The sequence below is a fragment of the Streptomyces sp. TSRI0281 genome (assembly GCF_001905125.1).
Taxonomy (GTDB): Bacteria; Actinomycetota; Actinomycetes; order Streptomycetales; family Streptomycetaceae; genus Streptomyces.
Map to the genome: position 1 here is coordinate 439,766 of NZ_LWLE01000023.1, position 21,704 is coordinate 461,469.

At 70.2% G+C, this 21,704-nt stretch carries 22 protein-coding genes, 1 tRNA gene and 1 riboswitch; of the genes, 8 read left to right on the plus strand and 15 right to left on the minus strand.

The annotated features are described in order from the left end of the window. Window positions 1-37: 37 nt before the first annotated feature. Together A6A29_RS27000 and A6A29_RS27005 are read right to left on the minus strand one after the other, a co-directional pair. Complete coding sequence (locus tag A6A29_RS27000) at window positions 38-709, minus strand: TetR/AcrR family transcriptional regulator (RefSeq protein ID WP_241838663.1); 672 nt, start codon at window positions 707-709, stop codon at window positions 38-40. Next, on the minus strand, window positions 706-2,187 hold the full coding sequence (locus tag A6A29_RS27005) for an MFS transporter (RefSeq protein WP_073723662.1): 1,482 nt from the start codon (window positions 2,185-2,187) through the stop codon (window positions 706-708). Before A6A29_RS27005 ends, A6A29_RS27000 begins: the two co-directional genes overlap by 4 nt. Window positions 2,188-2,448: 261 nt before the next feature. On the opposite strand from A6A29_RS27005, the gene A6A29_RS27010 reads away from it, so the two are divergent. Beyond that, window positions 2,449-2,751: a hypothetical protein gene (locus A6A29_RS27010; protein WP_073723664.1), complete on the plus strand. Its 303-nt coding sequence runs from the start codon at window positions 2,449-2,451 to the stop codon at window positions 2,749-2,751. Between the two features lie 180 nt (window positions 2,752-2,931). Here A6A29_RS27010 and A6A29_RS27015 read toward each other — a convergent pair whose 3' ends face one another. Further along, window positions 2,932-4,407, minus strand: coding sequence for a DUF445 domain-containing protein (locus A6A29_RS27015; protein WP_107468328.1), 1,476 nt, complete (start codon window positions 4,405-4,407; stop codon window positions 2,932-2,934). 97 nt (window positions 4,408-4,504) lie between these two features. Here A6A29_RS27015 and A6A29_RS27020 point away from each other — a divergent pair, with 97 nt between their 5' ends. Then, entirely contained in the window at window positions 4,505-5,752 is a 1,248-nt protein-coding gene (locus A6A29_RS27020; protein WP_073723666.1) for an SGNH/GDSL hydrolase family protein, read from the plus strand. A 109-nt stretch (window positions 5,753-5,861) separates the two neighbouring features. Here A6A29_RS27020 and A6A29_RS27025 read toward each other — a convergent pair whose 3' ends face one another. The 4 genes from A6A29_RS27025 to A6A29_RS27040 all read right to left on the minus strand — a co-directional run bounded on the left by A6A29_RS27025 (window position 5,862) and on the right by A6A29_RS27040 (window position 9,532). Next, window positions 5,862-6,560 carry a DUF1707 SHOCT-like domain-containing protein gene (locus A6A29_RS27025; protein ID WP_073723668.1) on the minus strand — a complete coding sequence of 233 codons (699 nt, stop codon included), beginning with the start codon at window positions 6,558-6,560 and terminating at the stop codon, window positions 5,862-5,864. 107 nt (window positions 6,561-6,667) lie between these two features. Further along, the gene (locus A6A29_RS27030) at window positions 6,668-7,744 is read right to left on the minus strand and encodes an ABC transporter ATP-binding protein (protein WP_241838664.1); all 1,077 of its coding nucleotides are present in this window, start codon (window positions 7,742-7,744) and stop codon (window positions 6,668-6,670) included. A gap of 38 nt (window positions 7,745-7,782) precedes the next feature. After that, window positions 7,783-8,631, minus strand: a complete 849-nt coding sequence (locus A6A29_RS27035) for an ABC transporter permease (RefSeq protein ID WP_241838673.1) — start codon at window positions 8,629-8,631, stop codon at window positions 7,783-7,785. Window positions 8,632-8,731: 100 nt separating this feature from the next. Continuing rightward, window positions 8,732-9,532, minus strand: coding sequence for an ABC transporter permease (locus A6A29_RS27040; protein WP_073723670.1), 801 nt, complete (start codon window positions 9,530-9,532; stop codon window positions 8,732-8,734). A gap of 188 nt (window positions 9,533-9,720) precedes the next feature. Here A6A29_RS27040 and A6A29_RS27045 point away from each other — a divergent pair, with 188 nt between their 5' ends. Then, the gene (locus A6A29_RS27045) at window positions 9,721-12,126 is read left to right on the plus strand and encodes a transglycosylase domain-containing protein (protein ID WP_073723672.1); all 2,406 of its coding nucleotides are present in this window, start codon (window positions 9,721-9,723) and stop codon (window positions 12,124-12,126) included. A gap of 63 nt (window positions 12,127-12,189) precedes the next feature. Here A6A29_RS27045 and A6A29_RS27050 read toward each other — a convergent pair whose 3' ends face one another. The 3 genes from A6A29_RS27050 to A6A29_RS27060 all read right to left on the minus strand — a co-directional run bounded on the left by A6A29_RS27050 (window position 12,190) and on the right by A6A29_RS27060 (window position 13,451). Further along, window positions 12,190-12,510 carry a DMT family transporter gene (locus tag A6A29_RS27050; protein WP_073723674.1) on the minus strand — a complete coding sequence of 107 codons (321 nt, stop codon included), beginning with the start codon at window positions 12,508-12,510 and terminating at the stop codon, window positions 12,190-12,192. Between the two features lie 35 nt (window positions 12,511-12,545). Beyond that, window positions 12,546-12,614, minus strand: a riboswitch (guanidine-III (ykkC-III) riboswitch). Between the two features lie 120 nt (window positions 12,615-12,734). Next, a complete protein-coding gene (locus tag A6A29_RS27055) occupies window positions 12,735-13,076 on the minus strand; it encodes a GroES family chaperonin (RefSeq protein ID WP_073723676.1) in 342 nt (113 codons plus the stop codon). A gap of 54 nt (window positions 13,077-13,130) precedes the next feature. After that, on the minus strand, window positions 13,131-13,451 hold the full coding sequence (locus A6A29_RS27060; protein ID WP_073723678.1) for a DUF3618 domain-containing protein: 321 nt from the start codon (window positions 13,449-13,451) through the stop codon (window positions 13,131-13,133). Window positions 13,452-13,579: 128 nt separating this feature from the next. On the opposite strand from A6A29_RS27060, the gene bcp reads away from it, so the two are divergent. From bcp to A6A29_RS27075, 3 genes are all read left to right on the plus strand, one after another. After that, window positions 13,580-14,047 carry a thioredoxin-dependent thiol peroxidase gene (bcp, locus tag A6A29_RS27065; RefSeq protein WP_073723680.1) on the plus strand — a complete coding sequence of 156 codons (468 nt, stop codon included), beginning with the start codon at window positions 13,580-13,582 and terminating at the stop codon, window positions 14,045-14,047. 219 nt (window positions 14,048-14,266) lie between these two features. After that, window positions 14,267-15,763: a glycine betaine/L-proline transporter ProP gene (proP, locus tag A6A29_RS27070; RefSeq protein ID WP_073723682.1), complete on the plus strand. Its 1,497-nt coding sequence runs from the start codon at window positions 14,267-14,269 to the stop codon at window positions 15,761-15,763. Between the two features lie 34 nt (window positions 15,764-15,797). Next, window positions 15,798-15,881, plus strand: a tRNA-Leu gene (locus A6A29_RS27075). A gap of 60 nt (window positions 15,882-15,941) precedes the next feature. Here A6A29_RS27075 and rdgB read toward each other — a convergent pair. The 4 genes from rdgB to A6A29_RS27095 form a co-directional block, all read right to left on the minus strand. After that, a complete protein-coding gene (rdgB, locus tag A6A29_RS27080; RefSeq protein WP_073723684.1) occupies window positions 15,942-16,544 on the minus strand; it encodes an RdgB/HAM1 family non-canonical purine NTP pyrophosphatase in 603 nt (200 codons plus the stop codon). Between the two features lie 50 nt (window positions 16,545-16,594). After that, a complete protein-coding gene (locus A6A29_RS27085) occupies window positions 16,595-16,984 on the minus strand; it encodes a hypothetical protein (protein WP_073723686.1) in 390 nt (129 codons plus the stop codon). Window positions 16,985-17,112: 128 nt separating this feature from the next. Further along, a complete protein-coding gene (gene rph / locus A6A29_RS27090; protein ID WP_073723689.1) occupies window positions 17,113-17,850 on the minus strand; it encodes a ribonuclease PH in 738 nt (245 codons plus the stop codon). A gap of 245 nt (window positions 17,851-18,095) precedes the next feature. Beyond that, the gene (locus A6A29_RS27095; protein WP_274535840.1) at window positions 18,096-18,368 is read right to left on the minus strand and encodes a PTS glucose/sucrose transporter subunit IIB; all 273 of its coding nucleotides are present in this window, start codon (window positions 18,366-18,368) and stop codon (window positions 18,096-18,098) included. A 183-nt stretch (window positions 18,369-18,551) separates the two neighbouring features. On the opposite strand from A6A29_RS27095, the gene A6A29_RS27100 reads away from it, so the two are divergent. Together A6A29_RS27100 and A6A29_RS27105 are read left to right on the plus strand one after the other, a co-directional pair. Beyond that, entirely contained in the window at window positions 18,552-19,811 is a 1,260-nt protein-coding gene (locus tag A6A29_RS27100) for a PTS transporter subunit EIIC (protein WP_073723693.1), read from the plus strand. Between the two features lie 263 nt (window positions 19,812-20,074). Next, window positions 20,075-21,340: a PTS transporter subunit EIIC gene (locus A6A29_RS27105; RefSeq protein WP_073723695.1), complete on the plus strand. Its 1,266-nt coding sequence runs from the start codon at window positions 20,075-20,077 to the stop codon at window positions 21,338-21,340. 64 nt (window positions 21,341-21,404) lie between these two features. Here A6A29_RS27105 and A6A29_RS27110 read toward each other — a convergent pair whose 3' ends face one another. Continuing rightward, window positions 21,405-21,680: a hypothetical protein gene (locus tag A6A29_RS27110; RefSeq protein WP_073723697.1), complete on the minus strand. Its 276-nt coding sequence runs from the start codon at window positions 21,678-21,680 to the stop codon at window positions 21,405-21,407. Window positions 21,681-21,704: the final 24 nt, after the last annotated feature.

Consider the following 21,704-nt stretch of genomic DNA (forward strand, 5'->3'; position numbering starts at 1 on the left):
CCCTCCCGCGTCCGCGCCCGTCACCGGCCCGCGCCCGTCATCGGGCCGTGCCCGTGCCCGTGCCCGTGACCAGAGTCTGGAGCGCCGGAGCGTACAGGTCCGCCACGTGTTCGGCGGTGGCCGTGGAGGCCGCGCCCTCCCGGTGGAGGCTGAGCGTGGCACCCAGGCCGAGGAGGTGACCGGCGATCAGCTCGGCGCGCAGGGTCCGTTCGCGGCCGGGGAGGCGGGCCGCGAGGTGCTGGGTGATCTGCTCGTGGAAGCGGTCGCGCAGGAGGGAGCGCTCGTCGGTATTGCCGAGGGAGAAGACGACCCGGAGCAGCGGGTCCCGCTGCTGTTCCCGCCGGTGCCGCACGAGCGCGAGGACCATGTGGCGGCCGAGCCTCTCCAGCGGGGCGTCGAAGAGTTCCTCGGCGGCGGGCCCGAAGTCGGCGACCGTGTTGAACAGGTCTTCCTTCCGGCCGAAGTGCTTGACCACCAGGGACGGGCTCACCCCGGCGTCGGCCGCGACGGCCCTGATGGTCACCTCGGCGTACGGGCGCTGCGTGAACGCCCGCCGCGCGGACCGCAGGATCGCATCCTTGCCGGAGCCGGAATCAGAGCCGGAGCCGGAAACCGCGGCCCGGGTCCCGGCTGCCGGGACCGCCGAGGGAGCGGAAGCGGCCGAGCCTGCCGCCCCCGTCCGTGGATCCGTCATGGACCGGCCGGTCATGCGCCCTCCTGGATGGGGATGGTCCGCGCACCGGCCTTCCGGTTCTCGCGAGTCGTTCCGACCGTACCCGCCTTCCCCCGGCCGCCCGGACCCGGCAGGCAGAGCGTGACGGCGAGGGCCAGCAGGGAGGCGCCCGCCGCGATCACGAAGACCAGCTCGTACGCCTGGAGCGTCGGGGCCGTGGCGCCGCCCACCTCGAAGGTGAGACCGGCGAGGACGGCGGCGACCGTCGCGCTGCAGAACGCCTGCCCGATCGACCTCATCAGCGTGTTCAGACCGTTGGCCGCCCCGGTCTCGCCCACCGGCACCCCGCGCATCACCAGCGCGGGCAGCGCCGAGTACGCGATGGCGGTGCCCGAGGAGACGACCGTCGCGCCCGCGATGATGAGCCACAGGCTGTGGCTCGTGAAGTACCGCACCCCGTACCCGACGGCCATGATCCCGGCAGCCAGGCCCAGGCTGACCTTCGGTCCGTACATGGTGGAGATCCGCGCCGACACGGGCGACAGCGCCACCATCGCCAGGCCCCCGGGCAGCAGGCACAGGCCGCTGACGACGAGCGAGGCGCCGAGCCCATAGCCCGTCGCCTTCGGCTCCTGCACCATCTGTGCGGTGACCAGGGAGTTGGCGTAGAACGCGAAGCCGATGAGCAGCGCCGCGATGTTGGTGAGCAGGACGGCCGGGCGGGCCGAGACCCGCAGATCGACCATCGGGTTGCGGACGCGGAGCTCGTACGCCCCCCAGAGCAGGCCGACGACCACGGCGGCGGCCAGCAGTCCGGTCGTACGCACCGACGTCCAGCCCCACTCCGCCCCCTGGGTGACCGCGAGCAGCAGGCTGACCAGGGTGACCGACAGCCCGAGCGCTCCCACGGCGTCGAACCGTCCGCGGGAGCGGAGCGGTGACTCCGGTACGAGCCGGAGCACCAACACGATGTCGATCACGCCGATGACGCCCGAGACCCAGAACATGGTGTGCCAGTCGAAGTTCTCGATGACGAGCGCCGCGACCGGCAGGCCCACGGCCGCGCCGATGCCGAGCGTCGAGCTCATCAGCGCGACGGCGGACAGCACGCGCTCCGGCGGCAGTTCGTCCCGCAGGATGCTGATGCCCAGCGGTACGACGGCGAGCGCGGCGCCCTGCAACGCCCGGCCGGTGATCAGTACGCCGATGTGGGAGCTGACCGCACACAGCACCGAGCCGACGACCAGCACGCCGAGCGAGGCCACCAGCACGCGCCGCTTGCCGTACATGTCACCGACCCGGCCGAGCACCGGAGTGAACACGGCACCCGTCAGCAGCGTCACGGTGACCAGCCAGCTCGCGGCGGCGGGGGTGGCGCCGGTGAGCTCCGGTATGTGCGGGAGGAGCGGGACGACGATCGTCTGCATGACCGCGACGACGACGCCGCAGAAGGCCAGGACGCCGACGGCGAAGCGGGGGTGAGGGGCGGTCGTTGCGGCTGTGTCCGCAGGCATGCGATCTCCGTGGTCGGGTCCGGTCGAGTCCTGTCGGGTCCTGTCGGCGCGAGAGAGGACGCACGGCCGGGAGGGAGCGGGAGCAGAGGTGCACAAGCGTTCACCTTGAGGGTAAACGCTTGTGCACCCCTGTGGGCGACCGGGCGTCCGAACAGCGCGTTAGCCTCGGTGGCGAGACCTGACGACGGCTCGGCGGCCTCGACGGCGAGAGCCGGGGGCCGGAGGCCGGGAGTCGAGAACACGAGAGCGAAGGTGGCGGCAATGGCGAAGGTTCCGGCAGCGGCAGTGGCTGCGAGCGGACTTGTCGGGGGTTACGGCGTCGCCCGGTGGACCAAGAAGCGGCCACTGGGCGGGGTCGCGCTCGCCGCCGCCGGGTCTCTCGCCGCGTACGGGTGGAACCGGCAGGCGGGCCCCCGCGCGGCGGCCGGACTGACCGTCGCCTATGTCGCCGCGTTCGCCGGATCGCACCCGCTCGCCAAGAAGGTCGGCGCGTGGCCCGCCGTGTTCGCCGTCGCGGGCGGCGTGGCCGCCGCGTCCTGGGCGGTCACCCGCCGCGCCGCCTGAGGAACGCACCACCGGCTGGCACCCGCAGGCACCCGCAGGGCCTCTCGTCCGAACGAGAGGCCCTGCTCCGGTCCCTGACCCGGACGAGAGGTCTCGACCCGGACGAGAGGCCTCGACCCGGACGAGAGGCCCCGACCCGGGGCCGACCCGGACAAGAGGTCCCGCTCCGGGGGCCGGCCCCTACGCCCCCAACCCCCGCGACACCGTGTAGATGACCAGCCCCGCCAACGCGCCCACCACCGTGCCGTTGATCCGGATGAACTGGAGGTCACGGCCGATGTGCGCCTCGATCTTCTTCGAGGTCTGGTCCGCGTCCCAGCCCGCCACCGTGTCGCTGATCAGTGAGGTGATCTCCGCGCGGTACGTCGTGACGACATACGCCGCCGCGTCCTCCAGCCAGCCGTCCAGCTTGGCCTGCAGACGCTCGTCCGTCGCCAGCCGGGCGCCCAGCGACATCAGCGAGGCGCGGGCCCGCAGCCGCAGTTCGCTCTGCTCGTCCTCCGCCGCCGCCATGATCATCGTGCGTACGGAGGACCAGGCCGACGCGATGACGTCCTGGACCTCACGGCGGCCCAGCACCTCCGACTTCAGCCGCTCCACCCTGGCCCGGGTGTCGGAGTCCGTCTGGAGATCCGCCGCGAAATCCGTCAGGAACGTGTCGATCGAGCCGCGCGCCGGGTGCTCCGGCATGTCGCGCATCTCCGTGATGAAGCGCAGCAGCTCCTTGTAGACCCGCTCCCCCACCCGCTTGTCCACGAAGCGCGGTGTCCACCCCGGCGCCCCGCCCTGCACCGCGTCCATCACCGAGTCGCCGTGCTCCACCAGCCAGTCGTGCGCCCGTACGCAGACGAGGTCCACGACCCTGCGGTGCCCCCCGTCCGCGACGACCTTCTCCAGCATCTTGCCGAGTCCGGGGCCGACCTCCACCGCGTCCGCCCGCCGGGTGATCGCCTCGCCGACCACCGCCTGGACGTCCGAGTCCCGCAGGACGGTCAGCGCACCGCGCAGCGCGGTCGCCAGCTCGGCGGTGACCCGGTCGGCGTGATCCGGCTCCGCGAGCCAGGCACCCACCCGCCGGCCGACTCCCAGAGCGTGAATTCGGTCACGAACGACCCCTGAGGAGAGAAAGTTTTCCCCCACGAAGGAACCAAGTGACGCTCCGAGCTGATCCTTCTTGGTGGGAATGATGGCGGTGTGCGGGATGGGCAGGCCGAGCGGGCGCCGGAAGAGCGCCGTGACGGCGAACCAGTCCGCCAGCGCACCCACCATTCCCGCTTCGGCAGCCGCCGCGACGTAGCCCGGCCAGCCGCCCACACCCGCGTTCTTCGCCCAGGTGGCGAGGACGTACACGAGCGCGACGAGCAGAAGGAGACCGGTGGCGGTGGTCTTCATACGGCGTACTCCGCGCCGCTTCTCCTCGTCGGCGGCGGTGTACGCGAACGAGGCGAGCGGCGAGGCCGCCCGGCGCCCGGAACCGGACCCGTCCTCCGGGTCCGGCGGCGTGCCGGACCCGCCCTCCGCGTGCCCCTGCCCCTCCGGGACCTGCCGGTCCTGTGGGCCCTCCACTGACTTCTGCACCGCGTCCTGCTCTCCGGCTCCGGCCCGTTCCATCCGCTCCACCCGTCCGCGTACGCATCGCCCCCGCGCCGTACGCATTGTCCTTACCTCACCTACTCCCGGGCCGCACGTCGAGTTCCCCGCGGCCTGTCGCATCATGGGACCAGCCCGATCAGCACGAGGAGAAACACCGCACATGCCCAGGCGCCAGGGGTATGCCCTGCTCATCGCCCTTGTGGCGGGCACCGCCGCACTCGCCGCCGCCGTGGCCTTCGGTACGACGCTGCTCTCCGGCCCCCGGCCCCCGGCCCCGTTCACCGGCCCCGAGGCGCACGCGGCGGCCCGCAGTCCCGCCGCCCCGGCCCACTCCGGCGGCAACTGGGTCGCCACCTGGACCAGCGCGCCCGTCAGCGCCGAGCCGCGCACCGCGCACGGTTTCCCGGGACGCACCGTCCGTAACACCGTGCACACCAGCGTCGGCGGTGACGCGGCCCGCATCACCCTCTCCAACCTCTTCGGCGCGGCCCCCCTGGTGGTCGACCAGGCCACCGTCAACACCCGTCCGGTGACCTTCGAGGGCGCGCCCCGTGTCACCATCGCCGCGGGCGGACAGGTCGTCAGCGACCCCGTCGTGGTGCCCGTCGCCGCCGACACCGATCTGCTGGTCACGCTGCGCACCCCGCACGGGGGCGGGCCCGTCACCTTCCACCCGAACGCGCACCAGACGTCCTACCTGGCCGACGAGCACGGCACCTGGAGCACCACCCGGTGGCGCTACCTCACCGCCGTGGACGTCCGCAACGAGCGCGCACCCGGCACGGTCGTCGTCCTCGGCGACTCGATCACCGCGGGCAGCGGCTCCACCACCGACGCCAACACCCGCTGGCCCGACGTCCTCGCCGACCGGCTGCGCGGCACGTACGGCGTCGCCAACCAGGGCATAGCCGGGAACCGGCTCCTGCGCGACGGCGTCACCGGCATCAGCGGCCAGGGCGGAACGGGCCGCTTCGAGCGCGACGTCCTCTCGGTCGCCGGAGCGAAGACCGTGTTCGTCGCGCTCGGCATCAACGACGTACAGCAGGCCCCGCAGGAGACGGACCCGCAGCGCGTCCTGGACGGCTTCCGCGCCCTCACCGAGCGGGCGCACGCCCGCGGGCTGCGGGTCGTCGGGGCGACGCTGACCCCGTACGAGGGGTACGCCACCTGGACGCCCGCGCGCAACGCCGTACGGCTGGCCGTCAACGAGCGGATCAGGGCGGGCGGGATCTTCGACGCGTACGTCGACTTCGACCGGGCGGTACGCGACCCGTACGCGCCCAACCGGCTCCTCCCGTCGTACGACTCCGGCGACCATCTGCACCTCAACGACGACGGCTACCGCACCCTCGGCCGGCACATCGACCTCAGGTCCCTGGTCGGCGCCCCGAAGTCCGACACGTTCTGACCCCGCCCCGGTGCCGGGCATCCCCGGTGCGGGGCGACCCCCGTGCGGGCCCATCCCCGGTGCCGGACGGCTCCGCCTCGGCGGGACCGTCCGGCACCGGGGGCCGGGCTCAGCCCAGTTCCTTGCGGCCGTCGCCCTCGTCCGGCTTCCCCAGCGCGTTCCGCTCCCGGTCCCGCGCCAGCTCCGCGTCCCGGATCCGCTGCCGGTCCGCCTTGGTCCGCTTGCGGTCCACGCCGACGCCGCCCATCAGCGCGAAGCCGGTGATCCGCACCCGCGGGGCGTCCGGAGCGGGTGCGCCCTCCTCGTTCGAGCCCTCGCCGAAGCCGCCCATGATGCCGATGCCCTTGACCTCGACGTTCAGCTCCGGCGGCGCCGTCACATGCATGCCGCCCATGACCGTGAAGCAGCGGATGACCACCTCGCGGTCCTCGAAGTTCGCCTCGCGCAGATCGATCTCACCGCCGCCCCACATCGCGAACGCGGTGAACTTCCGGCCCACCGTCCAGTGGCCCTTCCGGGTGAACCCGCTCCAGAACGCGAAGGCCCCCGTGGAGGTGGCAGGGCCCCCGATCCGTGACGGCCAGCTCCCCGACCTGCCCGGCACCGAGGGTGTCGGCGCACCGGGCGGCGCGACCACGGTGCCCGGTGCCGGGAGATCCCGGACGATCGGCTCCAACTCCCCATGCGTACGGGCCTTGTAGGTCGCGTCGAGGCGCTGCTCGAACTCGTCCATGTCCAGCCGGCCCTCGGCCACCGCCTCACGCAGCAGCTCGGCGATGCGCTCACGCTCGGCGTCGGAGGCACGCATTTCGGGAAGTTCACTTGTCATACCGCGCAGCCTATTGAACGCACCGGCTCCCGTCACAGACGAGCGCGCCCACGCCCGCGCGCCGCGGCCGGAACGCGCCCACTCCGCTACGGGGCCGACGCGTACATCTTCGCGATCACGGCCTCGATGTCCGGCTCCCGCACCGACAGGTCGACCAGCGGATACTCCGCCGCGATCCGTGCCACCAGCGGGGCTGCCGACACCGACGCCGGGAACGACAGCCACTGCCGGGGCCCCTCCACCTTCACCACCCGGACCCCCGAGCCCGGCCCCCCGGCCGCCGCACCCGCTCCGGTGTCCGTGCCCGAGTCCAGGTCGATCGGCGGGAGTTCACGCTCCAGATCGACCACCAGCGTGCGCTCGCTCTCCCCCACCTCGTGGAGCCCGGCGAGCGCCCCGTCATACATCAGCCGCCCGTGGTCGATCACCATGACCCGCTTGCACAGCTGCTCGATATCGGTCAGATCGTGCGTGGTGAGCAGAACGGTCGTGGACCGCTCCTCGTTCAGGTCCCGCAGGAACTGCCGGACCTTCGCCTTCGAGATCACATCGAGCCCGATCGTCGGCTCGTCCAGATACAGCACCTCCGGATCGTGCAGCAGCGCCGCCGCGATGTCCCCGCGCATCCGCTGCCCCAGCGAGAGCTGACGTACCGGAACCTCCAACAGCTCGCCCAGGTCCAGGAGTTCGACACAGCGGTCCAGGTTCTCCCGGAAGCGGCGGTCGGGAATCCGGTACATCCGGTGCATCAGCCGGTACGAGTCCCGCAACGGCAGGTCCCACCACAGCGTCGTCCGCTGCCCGAACACCACCCCGATCCGGTGCGCCAGCCGCGTACGCTCCCGGGACGGATCGATGCCCGCGACCCGCAGGCTGCCGCCGCTCGGGGTGAGAATCCCCGTCAGCATCTTGATCGTGGTCGACTTGCCGGCGCCGTTCGGACCGATGTACCCGACCATCTCGCCGCGCGGCACCCGGAAGCTGATGCCGTCGACCGCACGCACCTCGCGCCGCTCCCGGCGCAGGAAGCCCGTTCTGCGGCGTACATCGAAGACCTTCTCGATGCCGTCGAGCACGATGAAATCCGCGTCCGCGTCCGCGCCGGTGCCGCCCTTACCGATTCCGGTACCCGTGTCCGTGTCCGTGTCCGTGTCCGTACCCATGTCCCGCGTCACCCTCTCCCTGTCCTCACGTCCGCCGGTCAATTTCCCGTGCTCCGGTACGCGCGCAGCCCCGCCCGCCACGCGAGACCCGCCAGCACCCAGCACAGCGCCGCCACCACCGGGGGCAGGAACGCCACCCACCGCGGCAGGTCCAACGGGTAGTCCCGGCCCAGCACATACAGCGCGGGCAGCCAGCTGACGAAGGCCAGCGGCACCACGAACGTCACCCCGCGCACCAGATCCTTCGCGAAGATCGACGGCGGGTACTGGAGCAGCGTCGTCCCGCCGTACGTGAAGGAGTTCTGCACCTCTGAGGCGTCCTGCGCGAAGAACTGGAACGCCGCCCCCGCCACGAACACCGCCCCGAAGATCGCCGCCCCGCTCAGCACCATCAGCGGCAGCATCAGCACCTTCAGCGGCGTCCACGCGATGTCCAGCGACACCAGCGCGTACCCGAGCACCACGAGCCCCTGGGTGACCCGCCCCAGCCTGCGCAGCGCGAACCGGTCCGCCGCCACCTGCGCCAGTACCGGCACCGGGCGTACCAGCAGGGTGTCCAGCGTCCCGTCCCGCACCCGCCTGCCCAGCCGGTCCATCGACCCCAGCACCAGATCGGACAGCCCGAACGCCGTCCCCGACACCCCGTACAGCAGGGCGATCTCGGGCAGCGAATAGCCGCCCAGCGAGTCGACGTGGGAGAACATCAGCATGATCGCGACGAAGTCGAAGGCCGTCGCCGCGAAGTTCCCGATCGTCGTCATGACGAACGAGGCCCGGTACGCCATCGTCGAGCGCAGCCACATCGCCACGATCAGCCCGTACGCCCGGAGCCCCTCGATCACCCGGGACCGCTCCCCGAACGCGATCGGGGGCGACTCCCGCTCCACCTGCCCCGGCGCTTCGTCCAGCCCCTTGCCCGGTACCTCCCCCGGTACCTCCCCCGGCCCCCTGTCCGGCTCTCCCCCCGCGTCCGCGGCCACCGCCGTCTCAACCACCCTGAACCACCACCCTCCTGGTCGCCACGCCCTGCAGGAGCCGCCCCGCCAGCAACAGCGCCACCGCCCAGCCCGCCTGGAAGGCGTACGCCCGCACCAGCCCCCACCCCGTGTGCTTCCCGAGGAGCACATCAGCCGGCACCTGGAGCAGCGACGACCACGGCAGCGCCCGCGCCACCTCGCCCAATGCCCCGGGGAACAGAGTCAGCGGCAGCAGCATCCCGGAGAAGAACAGCCCCGCCAGCCAGGTGATCTGCATCGCGCCCGCCCCGTCCATCAGCCAGAAAGCCGACAGCGCGACCACGTAACGCACCGCGAAACTGACCACCACACCGAGCGTCACCGAGACGAGGAACGCCAGCCATGTCCACGCCGAGCCGGGCAGCGCCAGGTCGAAGGCGAACGCGCCGAGCGCCATCGGGATGATGCCGCGCCCCAGCAGGTGGAACGCCGCCCGGCCCAGATCCCCCGCCAGCCACCACAGCTGAAGGTCGGCGGGCCGGTAGAGATCCACGGCGATGTCGCCGGTACGGATCCGCTCCATCAGCTCGTCCTCGAAGCCGCCGCCCATCATGGCGCAGGTCATCAGCAGCGCCTGACCCAGCCACACATAGGTCAGCGCCTGCGCGGTGTCGTAGCCGCCGAGCTGCGGGCGCTCGTCCCACAGCGCCGTATAGGTGTACGCCATGATGAAGCCGAAGACGGTGTTGGTGAACACGCCCGCCGCCGTCGCCATCCGGTACGTGGCATGGCGCCGGAACCCACCGGCCGCCACCACTGCGTAGAGCCGCACGTCGCCCCCTTCCCCCCGCCCCGGCCGGGCCCCGACCTGGCCCCGACACCAAAGCGCACGACCCTAGTGCACGCCGGGCGGCCACCGCGAGCGGTTATCCGGGACCGTCATTGAAGGATGATCCGAAGATTTCCCGGCGAAACGGGCACTATGGGGGAACTGACCGCGGCCGAGGAGTCTCCACCGATATGAGCGACGACCCACAGAACTGGGCCCCGCGGGACCACACGGACGCCGCGGCCACCCCCGACGACGGACCCGACGACGGAAGTGGTGCGCCGGGCGCGAAGGGAAAGAAGGGGCGCAAGAAGCGCCCCAAGAGGACCGGCTGGCGCCGCCTCGTCCCTACGTGGCGCATGGTCCTCGGCACCGTACTCGGCATCGCCCTGCTGCTCGTCGGCGGCTTCATCGCCGGATACCAGCTCGTCGACATCCCGGCCGCCAACGCCAACGCCACCGCACAGTCCAACGTCTACCTCTACCAGGACGGCAGCGTCATCGCGCGGGACGGCGAGGTCAACCGGGAGAAGGTCCAGCTCTCCCAGGTCCCCCTCACCGTCCAGCACGCCGTGCTCGCCGCCGAGGACCGCGACTTCTACTCCGAGCGCGCCGTGGACGTGAAGGCCATGGTCCGCGCCGCCTGGAACACCCTGACCGGCAAGGGCAAGCAGGGCGGCTCGACCATCACCCAGCAGTACGTCAAGAACTACTACCTCGGCCAGGAACAGACCGTCGTCCGCAAGGCCAAGGAGTTCTTCATCGCGGTCAAGCTCAATCGCGAGGAGAACAAGGACCAGATCTTCGAGGGCTACCTCAACACCAGCTACTTCGGCCGCAACGCCTACGGCATCCAGGCCGCCGCGCAGGCGTACTACGGCAAGAACGTCGAGGACCTCAGCACCGGCGAGGGCGCCTACCTCGCCTCGCTGCTGAACGCGCCCAGCGCGTACGACGTCGTCGTCCACCCCGAGAACAAGGCCGCCGCCCTCGGCCGCTGGAACTACGTCCTGGACGGCATGGTCAAGGAGCAGTGGCTCGGCACCGCGGAACGCGCCGCGACGAAGTTCCCCGTACCCGGCAAGGCCAAGCCCGCCACCGGGCTCTCCGGGCAGCGCGGCTACCTCGTCCAGGCCGTCGAGGACTACCTCACCGGCAACGGGATCATCGACGAGACGACCCTCGCCACCGGCGGCTACCGGATCACCACCACGCTGGAGAAGAAGAAGCAGAACGCCCTCGTCAAGGCCGTCGACACCCAGGTGATGTCCAGGACGAGCGACGACCGGGAGGCCGACCGCAACGTCCGCGTCGGCGGCGCCTCCATCACACCCGGCACCGGCGAGGTCGTCGCCATGTACGGCGGCATCGACTACACGAAGCAGTACGTCAACAACGCCACCCGCCGCGACTACCAGGTCGGCTCCACCTTCAAGCCGTTCGTCTTCACCTCCGCCGTCGCCAACGACTCCACCACGCGGGACGGCCGGCGGATCACCCCCAACACGATCTACGACGGCACCAACAAGCGCACCGTCCAGGGCCCCGGCGGCTCCACCGGCTACGCCCCGGCCAACGAGGACGACGTCAGCTACGGCCCCGTCACCGTCCGGACCGCCACGGACAAATCCATCAACGCCGTCTACGCGCAGATGGCCCAGGACGTCGGCCCCGGCAAGGTCAAGGACACCGCCGTCGCCCTCGGCATCCCCGCGAACACCCCCGACCTCACCGCGTCGCCCTCCATCGCGCTCGGCCCCGCCACCGCCAGCGTCCTCGACATGACCGAGGCGTACGCCACCCTCGCCAACCACGGCCGGCACGGCGCGTACACCCTCGTCGAGAAGGTCAGCAAGGATGGCGCGGACGTCGCCCTCCCCGGCCGGAACACCCAGCAGACCGTCACCCGCGAGGCAGCCGACACCACCACCTCGATCCTGCGCAGCGTCGTCGACGGCGGCACCGGCACCGCCGCCCAGGCCGCGGGCCGCCCCGCCGCGGGCAAGACCGGCACCGCCGAGGAGGACAAGGCCGCCTGGTTCGCCGGGTACACCCCCGACCTCGCGACCGTCATCGCGGTCATGGGCCAGGACCCCGACACCGGCGTACAGAAACCGCTCTACGGAGCGCTCGGTCTGCCCCGCGTCAACGGGGGCGGCGCTCCCGCCCAGACCTGGGCCGCCTACACGGCCGCCGCCCTGCGCTCCTCCGACGTACAGAACTTCGACCTCGACCTGGAGGACGGCGCGGACGCATCCGCACCGCCCACCACGGAGGAACCCGAATCCAGCGCACCGGCCGAACCGAGCGACACCCCCTCCGGTCCGCCCCCGCCCAGCCCCTCCAGCACGGCCCCCACCACCCCCGGCCCCACTGAGGGCGCGACGGACACCGGCGGGCAGACCAACGGCGGTACGGACACGGGCGGCACCGACGGCGGCACCACCGGAGGGACGGACGGCGGCGCGGACACCGGCGGCGGCAACGGGGGCAACGGCGGCGCGACGGACGGGGGGACCGACACCGCGGGCGGCGACGGCGGCGGCAACGGCGGCTTCACCGAAGGCGCCCGCGGCTCCCGCCCACGCGACCGGTGACCGGATCGCGTGGGCGGGGGCCGCGTCGCGCGACCGGCGACCGGTCGGAGTGCGGTGACCGGATCAGTGTCCGGAGGTCGCCTTCAGGCCCACCACGGCGATCAGCAGCAGACACACGAAGAAGATCCGTGCGGCGGTCGCCGGTTCGTTCAGGACCAGCATGCCGACCACCGCGGCTCCGGCCGCACCGATACCGACCCACACGCCGTACGCCGTACCGATCGGGAGCGTCTTCGCCGCCTGGGACAGCAACATCATGCTCGCCACGATCCCGAGGCCGGTGAACACACTCGGCCACAGCCGGGTGAACCCCTCGGTGTACTTCATCCCGATCGCCCAGCCCACTTCGAGCAGACCGGCGACGATCAACAGAACCCAGGCCATGACGGCACCTCCGACGAAAACTCGCGAACAACACGGGTGCGTCGTCTTTGCCAGCCCGGTACGGCGCGTCTCGTCGGGGTCCCCCCACCGTAGCAAAGAACGGGCAAAGGGCCCGGTGACACCGGTCACCAGGCCCTTCCCCACAGCTCACACCAGAGCGCGGGACGAAACGCGAAACGAAACGGCGGAACAAAACGCGAAACGAAACGCGGAACGAAACGCGGCTACAGATACAGCCCGGTCGAATCCACCGAGCCCTCGAACCGGTCCGCGGCCACCGCGTGCAGATCACGCTCCCGCATCAGCACGTACGCCACGCCCCGCACCTCGACCTCGGCACGGTCCTCGGGGTCGTACAGCACCCGGTCCCGCGGCTCGACCGTCCGCACGTTCTGACCGACGGCGACCACCACGGCCCAGGCGAGCCGCCGGCCCACCGCGGCCGTGGCCGGAATCAGGATGCCGCCGCCGGAACGCCGCTCGCCCTCGGGCGTATCACTCCGTACCAGCACGCGATCGTGCAGCATACGGATGGGCAGCTTGTCGTCGTGGGTGTCGTCGCTCACGACCCGAAACCTACCTGCCCCGCCCTGATCCGTACGCCTCCGGGGTGCGACCGGTCACTTCTTCCCACGCCGCGCCGCCAGGGTGAGCAGGCCCACCACGCCGACCACCAGCAGCGCCGCCGGGATCACCCGCTCCAGACGCGGAGCACCGTCCTCCGACACGAACTGGGCCTTCACGTCCGACACCGAACGGTTCACCGCGACGAACGCACGGCCGGCCGTCCGGTCCACCGTCTGGGCGACCTTGGCCTTCGCGTCGCCGATGATCGTCTTCGGGTGCACCCGCACCCCGATCTCATCGAGCACCACCGCGAGCTGCTCGCGCCTGCTGATGATGTCCGCCTCGATCTGCGCAGGGCTCCTGGCATCCGACACTGCGCCGCCTCCGTGGTCCTCGTCCGGTAAACCGTCATCGACAGTCTGTCAGCTCGACCGCCCGCACACCCGGCGGCACCCCTATTACGCTCGGTCCCATACACCCCACGTGCCACCTGAGGAGAACCATGAGCGAGCGACTCCAGCCCGGCGACACCGCCCCCGCCTTCACCCTCCCCGACGCCGACGGCAACGAGGTCTCGCTCGCGGACCACAAGGGCCGCAAGGTCATCGTGTACTTCTACCCGGCCGCTCTCACGCCCGGCTGCACCAAGCAGGCCTGCGACTTCACCGACAACCTGGACCTTCTGGCCACTGCCGGATACGACGTCATCGGCGTCTCCCCCGACAAGCCGGAGAAGCTCGCCAAGTTCCGTGAGAAGGAGAACCTGAAGGTCACGCTGGTCGGCGACCCGTCCAAGGAGACGCTTGAGGCGTACGGCGCCTTCGGCGAGAAGAAGCTCTACGGCAAAGTGGTGACGGGCGTCATCCGTTCGACCATCGTCGTCGACGAAGAGGGCAAGGTGGAGCACGCCTTCTACAACGTCAAGGCGACCGGCCATGTCGCCAAGATCATCAAGGACCTCGGTATCTGAACCGCGCGTCCCCGACGGCCCGGCAGCCCGGACACCGACGGCCCCGGCAGCCCGACCACCGGCAGCCGTGGCCGTTCCGGGTCTCCCCGTGGCCGTTCCGGGTCTCCCCGTGGCCGAAAATATGTGAGGGACATCGCAATCGGTCCCTGATTCGGTTTGCAGCCGCCATGCCCGCGCAGAAGCCTTTCCTGGAACACTCTCCGAGGAAAGGACCCGGCCATGGCGGCCTCCGACCCCCACCAGGCGGCCGATCCCGAAGCGGTCAAACGCCATCCCGCGCTCTTCCGGGCCATCAAAAAGCGTCAGAATCCCAAGCTGCGCCGGACCGACATCACCGTCACCGACGACCACGCGGTCAAGCGTGCGGTGAAGGCGGCCTCGCTCGGGAACGCCATGGAGTGGTTCGACTTCGGTATCTACTCCTACCTGGCCGTGACCATCGGGCATGTCTTCTTCCCGTCCGGGAACGACACCACCCAGCTGCTTTCCTCGTTCGCGACCTTCGCCGTGGCCTTCCTCGTTCGGCCACTCGGGGGAATGTTCTTCGGTCCCATGGGCGACAAGGTCGGCCGGAAAAAGGTCCTCGCCCTCACCATGATCCTGATGGCGATCGGCACCTTCGCGATCGGCCTGATCCCCTCCCACGGCACGATCGGCCTCTGGGCCCCCGCCCTGCTGATCTTCTTCCGGATGCTCCAGGGCTTCTCCACGGGCGGTGAATACGGCGGCGCGTCCACCTTCATCGCCGAGTACGCCCCCGACAAGCGCCGCGGCTTCTTCGGCAGCTTCCTGGAGTTCGGCACCCTCGCCGGATACGTCGGCGCCGCGGGTCTGGTGACCGCGCTGTACGCGGTCCTGGACACCGGCCAGATGGAGTCCTGGGGCTGGCGCATCCCGTTCCTGGTCGCGGGCCCCCTCGGCCTGGTCGGCCTCTACCTGCGGCTGCGCCTCGACGAGACCCCGGCCTTCCAGAAGCTGGAGGGCGGCACCGCCCACGCGACCGAGGCCGCCGACGGCGTCGAGTCCACCGCCAAGGGCGACCTCGCCAAGATCTTCCGGGAGTACTGGCCGACGCTGATCCTCTGCATCTGCCTGGTCGGCGCGTACAACATCACCGACTACATGCTGCTGTCGTACATGCCGACGTACCTCTCCGACGAGCTCGGCTACAGCGAGACCCACGGCCTGCTGATCCTGCTCGCCGTGATGGTCTTCCTGATGCTGATCATCAGCCAGGTCGGCAAGCTCTCCGACCGCTTCGGCCGCAAGCCGCTGCTGATGACGGGCATGCTCGGCTTCCTCTTCCTCTCGCTGCCGGCGTTCCTGCTGATCCGCCAGGGCGGCATCCCCGCCATCACGATCGGCATGCTGATGCTGGGCCTGTCCCTGGTCTGCATGCTCGGCACGATGTCCGCCGCGCTGCCCGCGCTCTTCCCCACCAACGTCCGCTACGGCTCCCTCTCGGTGGGTTACAACCTCTCCGCGTCGATCTTCGGCGGCACCACCCCCCTGGTGATCACCGCGCTGATCAGCTGGACCGGCTCGAACCTGATGCCCGCGTACTACGCGATGGCGGCCGCCCTGGTCGGTGTGATCGCCGTGGCCTGCATGAAGGAAACGGCCAACAAGCCCCTGGCCGGCTCCCCGCCCTCGGTGGAGACGGACGAGGAGGCCGCGGAAATCTGCGCGGCCCAGACACCGGAACCCAAGTTCTGATCGGCCCCGCGCCGAGTACCATGGCAGGCGGCCTGCGGCGGTGGTGCAGAGGTGACACAGCAGACTTAGGATCTGTGGCCCGTGAAACGGCTTGAGGGTTCGAATCCCTTCCGCCGCACCGAACGGACGGCCCGCGCATCGAAGGATCGATGCGCGGGCCGTTTCCGTGTCCGCGGGCTCAGCCCACCAACTCCCGTACCACCGGCACCAGCGCCCGGAACGCCTTGCCCCGGTGGCTGAGGGCGTTCTTCTCCGCCGGGGTGAGCTCCGCGCAGGTACGGGTCTCGCCCTCGGGCTGGAGGATCGGGTCGTAGCCGAAGCCGTTCGTCCCCGACGGGGTGTGGCGCAGGGTGCCCGGGAGGCGGCCCTCGACCACGCGTTCCGTGCCGTCGGGGAGGGCCAGGGCCGCGGCACAGGCGAAGTGGGCGGCGCGGTGTTCGCCGCCGATGTCGGCGAGTTGGGCCAGGAGCAGGTCCAGGTTGGCCCGGTCGTCGCCGTGGGTGCCGGACCAGCGGGCCGAGAAGATGCCGGGGGCGCCGCCGAGGACGTCGACGCAGAGGCCGGAGTCGTCGGCGACGGCCGGGTGGCCGGTGGCCCTGGCCAGGGCGTGGGCCTTCAGGAGGGCGTTCTCGGCGAAGGTGACGCCGGTTTCCTTGACGTCGGGGATGTCGGGGTACGCGTCCGCGCCGACGAGGTCGTGGGCCAGGCCCGCGTCGGCGAGGATCGCGTGGAGTTCGGTGATTTTCCCGGCGTTGCGGGTGGCGAGGATCAGGCGGGTCATGCCCCGATTATCGCCGTGCGCGGCCGGGAGTCCCGGCGGGGGCGTGGACGCTACGACGTGCAGACCTTGCCGATCTCGGTGGCGGCGTCGGTGACCGGGGTGATGTCCGGGGTGGCGTCGCCCTTCTCGATGGAGGCGCGGACGTTGCCGACGCCGTCCTGGAGGTCGTCGACGGCCTTTCCGAGGTCGGCGTTGTCGGTGGTGTCGCCGAGGCTCTTCAGTTCCTTGTCGATCTCGTCCAGCGCCTCGGACGCCTGCGTCGGGTCCTCGGAGGCATTGGAGATCGCCTGCTGGAGGTTGTTCACGCTGGTGGCGATGGCGTCGGCGGTACGGACGCAGTCGATGGCCTTGTCGACGGCGCCGCAGCCGACCGCGGTGGTGAGGGTCAGCAGGGCGGCGGTGACGGCTAGTGCGGTGCGGTGGTGGCGGCGCGAGGCCATGGTGCGGTCCCTCCCCGGGGGTCGATACGTGGACGGGCGCACGGTTCGACCCGTGCGCCCGTGTACGTAACGACGCCGTGTGGTGCGTACTTGGTTGCTTCTTTACCCGGGGAGGGTGCCGGCCGGTCCTACCCGGGGAGGGTGCCGGCCAGTGCCTGGTTCTGGAGTGCGGCGAGGTCCACGCAGCCCGCGGTGGCGAGGTCGAGGAGGGCGCCCAGTTCCTTGCGGTCGAACGGTGCGGCCTCCGCCGTGCCCTGGACCTCGACGAAGCGGCCGTCGCCGGTGCAGACGACGTTCATGTCGGTGTCGGCGCGGACGTCCTCCTCGTAACAGAGGTCGAGGAGCGGGATGCCGTCGACGATGCCGACGCTGACCGCGGCGACGGTGTCGGTGAGCGGCTTGCGGCCGTGCTTGATGATCTTCTTACCCTGGGCCCAGGCGACGGCGTCGGCGAGGGCGACATAGGCGCCGGTGATCGCGGCGGTGCGGGTGCCGCCGTCGGCCTGGAGGACGTCGCAGTCCAGGACGATGGTGTTCTCGCCGAGTGCCTTGTAGTCGATGACGGCGCGCAGCGAGCGGCCGATGAGCCGGCTGATCTCGTGGGTGCGTCCGCCGATCTTGCCGCGGACCGCTTCGCGGTCGCCGCGGGTGTTGGTGGAGCGGGGCAGCATGGAGTACTCGGCGGTGACCCAGCCTTCGCCGCTGCCCTTGCGCCAGCGCGGGACACCTTCGGTGACGGAGGCGGTGCAGAAGACTTTGGTGTCGCCGAAGGAGATGAGGACTGAGCCTTCGGCGTGCTTGCTCCAGCCGCGTTCGATGGTGACGGGGCGGAGCTGTTCGGGGGTGCGGCCGTCGATGCGAGACATGGCGTCGACTTTATCCGCTGGCGGCGGGGCTCCGTTCGGGTGTGAAGGACCCGCACAGGCGGGGCCGGACCGGGCCGGGGCCAGGTGCGGGAGCGGCGCAGGCCCCGCTCCTCGGGAGGAGCGGGGCCTGCGGGCCGCGAACCCGGGTGGTCAGGGGTGGGGCCGTCGCGCGGTCGTGCTGTGGGCCGTCGAGCCGTGAGCCGTGGGCCGTGGGCCGTCGAGCTGCCGACCGTCGGGTCAGCGGGTCACATCATGTCTTCGATGTCGGCGGCGATCGGGTCCGCGTCGGTCCCGATGACGACCTGGATCGCGGTGCCCATCTTCACGACGCCGTGCGCACCGGCCGCCTTGAGAGCCGCCTCGTCGACCTTGCTGGGGTCGTGGACCTCGGTGCGAAGGCGAGTGATGCAGCCTTCGATCTCGTCGATGTTCTCGATACCGCCGAGCCCGGCGACGATCTTCTCAGCCTTGCTGGCCATGTCCTTCTCCCTGGTTTTCGCGTGCTTCGCGGCGCCCACCAATAGGTCCGCTTCGTCACGTTAACGCACGGTTGGCCCATCTTCGCGGGCGAGTAAACGAACTATCCCAAAGGATGACGATCACCAGCGCCCTGCCCTCCAGGCAGGCTCCGCACCGTAACGCAACTGGTCTACACCAGTTTGCAACGACCGCCAAACGTGACTTGTTCCGGGAGGATGCCGATGAGTGCGAGCGCGGCTGCGGTACCGCAGCGAAAGTGGTGGAACGGACCGATCCAGGGCCTCCAGAAGGTGGGGCGGAGCCTGCAGCTGCCGGTGGCCGTTCTCCCGGCGGCGGGTCTGCTGGTCAGCCTCGGTAACCTGTTCAGCTCGTATCTGCACGGCGCGTTCTGGGACAAGACGTCCAAGGTCATGCTCAACGGCGGCAACGCCATCCTGGACGGCACCACCGGCCTGCCCCTCCTCTTCTGCATCGGCGTGGCCATCGGCTTCGCGAAGAAGGCGGACGGCTCGACGGCACTGGCCGCCGTGGTCGGCTTCCTCGTCTACCGGGGTGTGCTCGGCGCCTTCCCCGTCGACAACTCGGTGACCGAGGCGCTGCCCAACGGCACTCCGCAGAACCCGGGCGTACTCGGCGGCATCCTCATCGGCCTGCTCACCGCCGTGGTCTGGCAGCGGTACCACCGCACGAAGCTGGTGGACTGGCTGGGCTTCTTCAACGGCCGCCGCCTGGTGCCGATCCTGATGGCGTTCCTCTGCGTGATCCTGGGCGTGCTGTTCGGCCTGTTGTGGCAGCCGGTCGGCGATGCGCTGACCTCGTTCTCCAAGCAGCTGATCAACCTCGGCGCATGGGGCGCGGCCATCTTCGGCTTCGCGAACCGCCTGTTGATCCCGATCGGCATGCACCAGTTCCTGAACACCTTCTTCTGGTTCCAGGCGGGCGAGTACACCGGCCCGGACGGCGCGACGGTGCAGGGCGACATCTCCCGCTTCTTCGCCGGGGACCCGTCGGCCGGACAGTTCACCTCCGGCTTCTTCCCGATCATGATGTTCGGCCTCCCCGCGGCGGCACTGGCCATCGCGCACACCGCGCGGCCGGAGCGGCGCAAGGAGGTGGCGGGCCTGATGCTGTCCGTGGCACTGACCTCCTTCGTCACGGGCGTCACCGAGCCGCTGGAGTTCTCCTTCATGTTCGTCGCGCCGTTGCTGTACGGCGTCCACGCGGTCCTCACCGGTGTCTCGATGGGCGTCACCTGGGCACTGGGGGTCCATGCGGGATTCAGCTTCTCCGCGGGCTTGATCGACTACGTGGTCAACTGGCATCTGGACACGAAACCGTGGCTGATCATCCCGATCGGACTGTGCTTCGCGGTGATCTACTACGTCGTCTTCCGGTTCGCGATCACCAAGTTCAATCTTCAGACCCCCGGGCGCGAACCCGAGGAGCTGGAGAAGGAGATCGAGAAGGACCTCACCAAGTAGCAGCCCCCCGACGGGACTTCGGTCCCGGTCACGCAAGGCCCTCGGACCATCCGGTCCGGGGGCCTTCGTCATGTCACCGAAAGTGCCCGATCTGCTACTGCGAAGAAGTGGCAAATTGCAGGTTCCTTATCTAACCCTCACCGTGCTAAAACTGGTCTACACCACTGAGTGGTCCAGACCACGTGGCCGTCTGCCGCGTTACTTCGAGTCGCCGCCTCCCTTCATCAATGACCTGGGCGGCACATGCCCCATGGAGGAAGTTGATGTCCACGGCTGACACCGCACCTGCGGTCGGCAAGAAGAAGGGCGCAGGCGTGATGGCCGTCATGCAGCGCATCGGCCGCAGCCTCATGCTGCCGGTCGCGGTGCTGCCGGCGGGCGCGCTCCTGGTCCGACTCGGCAACCCGGACATGCTCGGGCGGGACTCGTTCCCGGACTTCGTCGTCAAGATCGCCGGCTTCATGGCGGCGGGCGGCAACGCGATCCTCGACAACATGGCCCTGCTGTTCGCCGTCGGTATCGCGATCGGCTTCGCCAAGAAGTCGGACGGCTCGACCGCGCTCGCCGCGGTCACCGGCTATCTGGTCTTCAAGAACGTGCTCGCCACCTTCACCGACAGCAACCTGACCAAGGTCGCGACCGTCGTGGACAACAAGATCGTCATGGCCGACAAGCCGGTCGACGCCGGTGTGCTGGGCGGCGTGGTGATGGGCATAGTCGTCGCCCTGCTCTACCAGAAGTTCCACCGGACCAAGCTGCCCGACTGGGCGGGCTTCTTCAGCGGCCGCCGTCTGGTCCCGATCCTCTCCTCCTTCGCGGGTCTGCTGATCGGCATCGTCTTCGGCTACATCTGGCCGGTGCTCGGTACCGGGCTGCACAACTTCGGTGAGTGGCTGGTCGGTTCCGGCGCGGTGGGCGCGGGTATCTTCGGTGTCGCCAACCGTGCGCTGATCCCGGTCGGCATGCACCACCTGCTGAACTCGTTCCCGTGGTTCCAGGCCGGTTCGTTCGAGGGCAAGAGCGGCGACATCAACCGCTTCCTGGCCGGTGACCCCACGGCCGGACAGTTCATGACCGGCTTCTTCCCGATCATGATGTTCGCCCTTCCGGCGGCCTGCCTCGCGATCGTCCACTGTGCCCGTCCGGAGCGCCGCAAGGTCGTCGGCGGCATGATGTTCTCGCTGGCCCTCACCGCCTTCGTGACGGGTGTGACCGAGCCGATCGAGTTCACGTTCATGTTCATCGCGCCGGTGCTGTACGCGATCCACGCGGTGCTGACCGGTGTCTCGATGGCCCTGACCTGGGGCCTGGGGATGAAGGACGGCTTCGGGTTCTCGGCGGGTGCGATCGACTTCTTCCTGAACCTCGGCATCGCGACGAAGCCCTGGCTGCTGGTGCTCGTCGGACTCTGCTTCGCGGTCATCTACTACGTGGTCTTCCGCTTCGCGATCACCAAATTCAATCTGCCGACTCCGGGCCGTGAGTCGGACGAGGAACTCGCCGAGATCCTCAAGGCCGAGGCGAAGTAGACCGCAGCCGTACGCCGACGTCGAAGCCCCCGCCCTCCCCTTGCTCGGGAGGACGGGGGCTTCGTCACGTTCCGCCCGCCCCAGGTGGTCGGGCGGGGACGTCGGTCGGGGACGGTCGGGTCGGGGCCCCGGCACCGAAGAGGAGGCCACCGAGGAGTTCCGTGCCGGGACCCACGTCCGGGGTGGCGGTGGCGACGAGGGCCGCCGATGCACGGAGGTGCCGCTCCACGGCGGTCCGGAGTCCGGCGTCCTGGACCATCGGGCCGAACCAGCGCTCGACCTGGGACGCCAGGCCGAGGAATCCGTCGAGGTCCTGTTCCCGCGCGATTCCGACGATCATCCCGGCAGTCCGGCAGTCACCCGG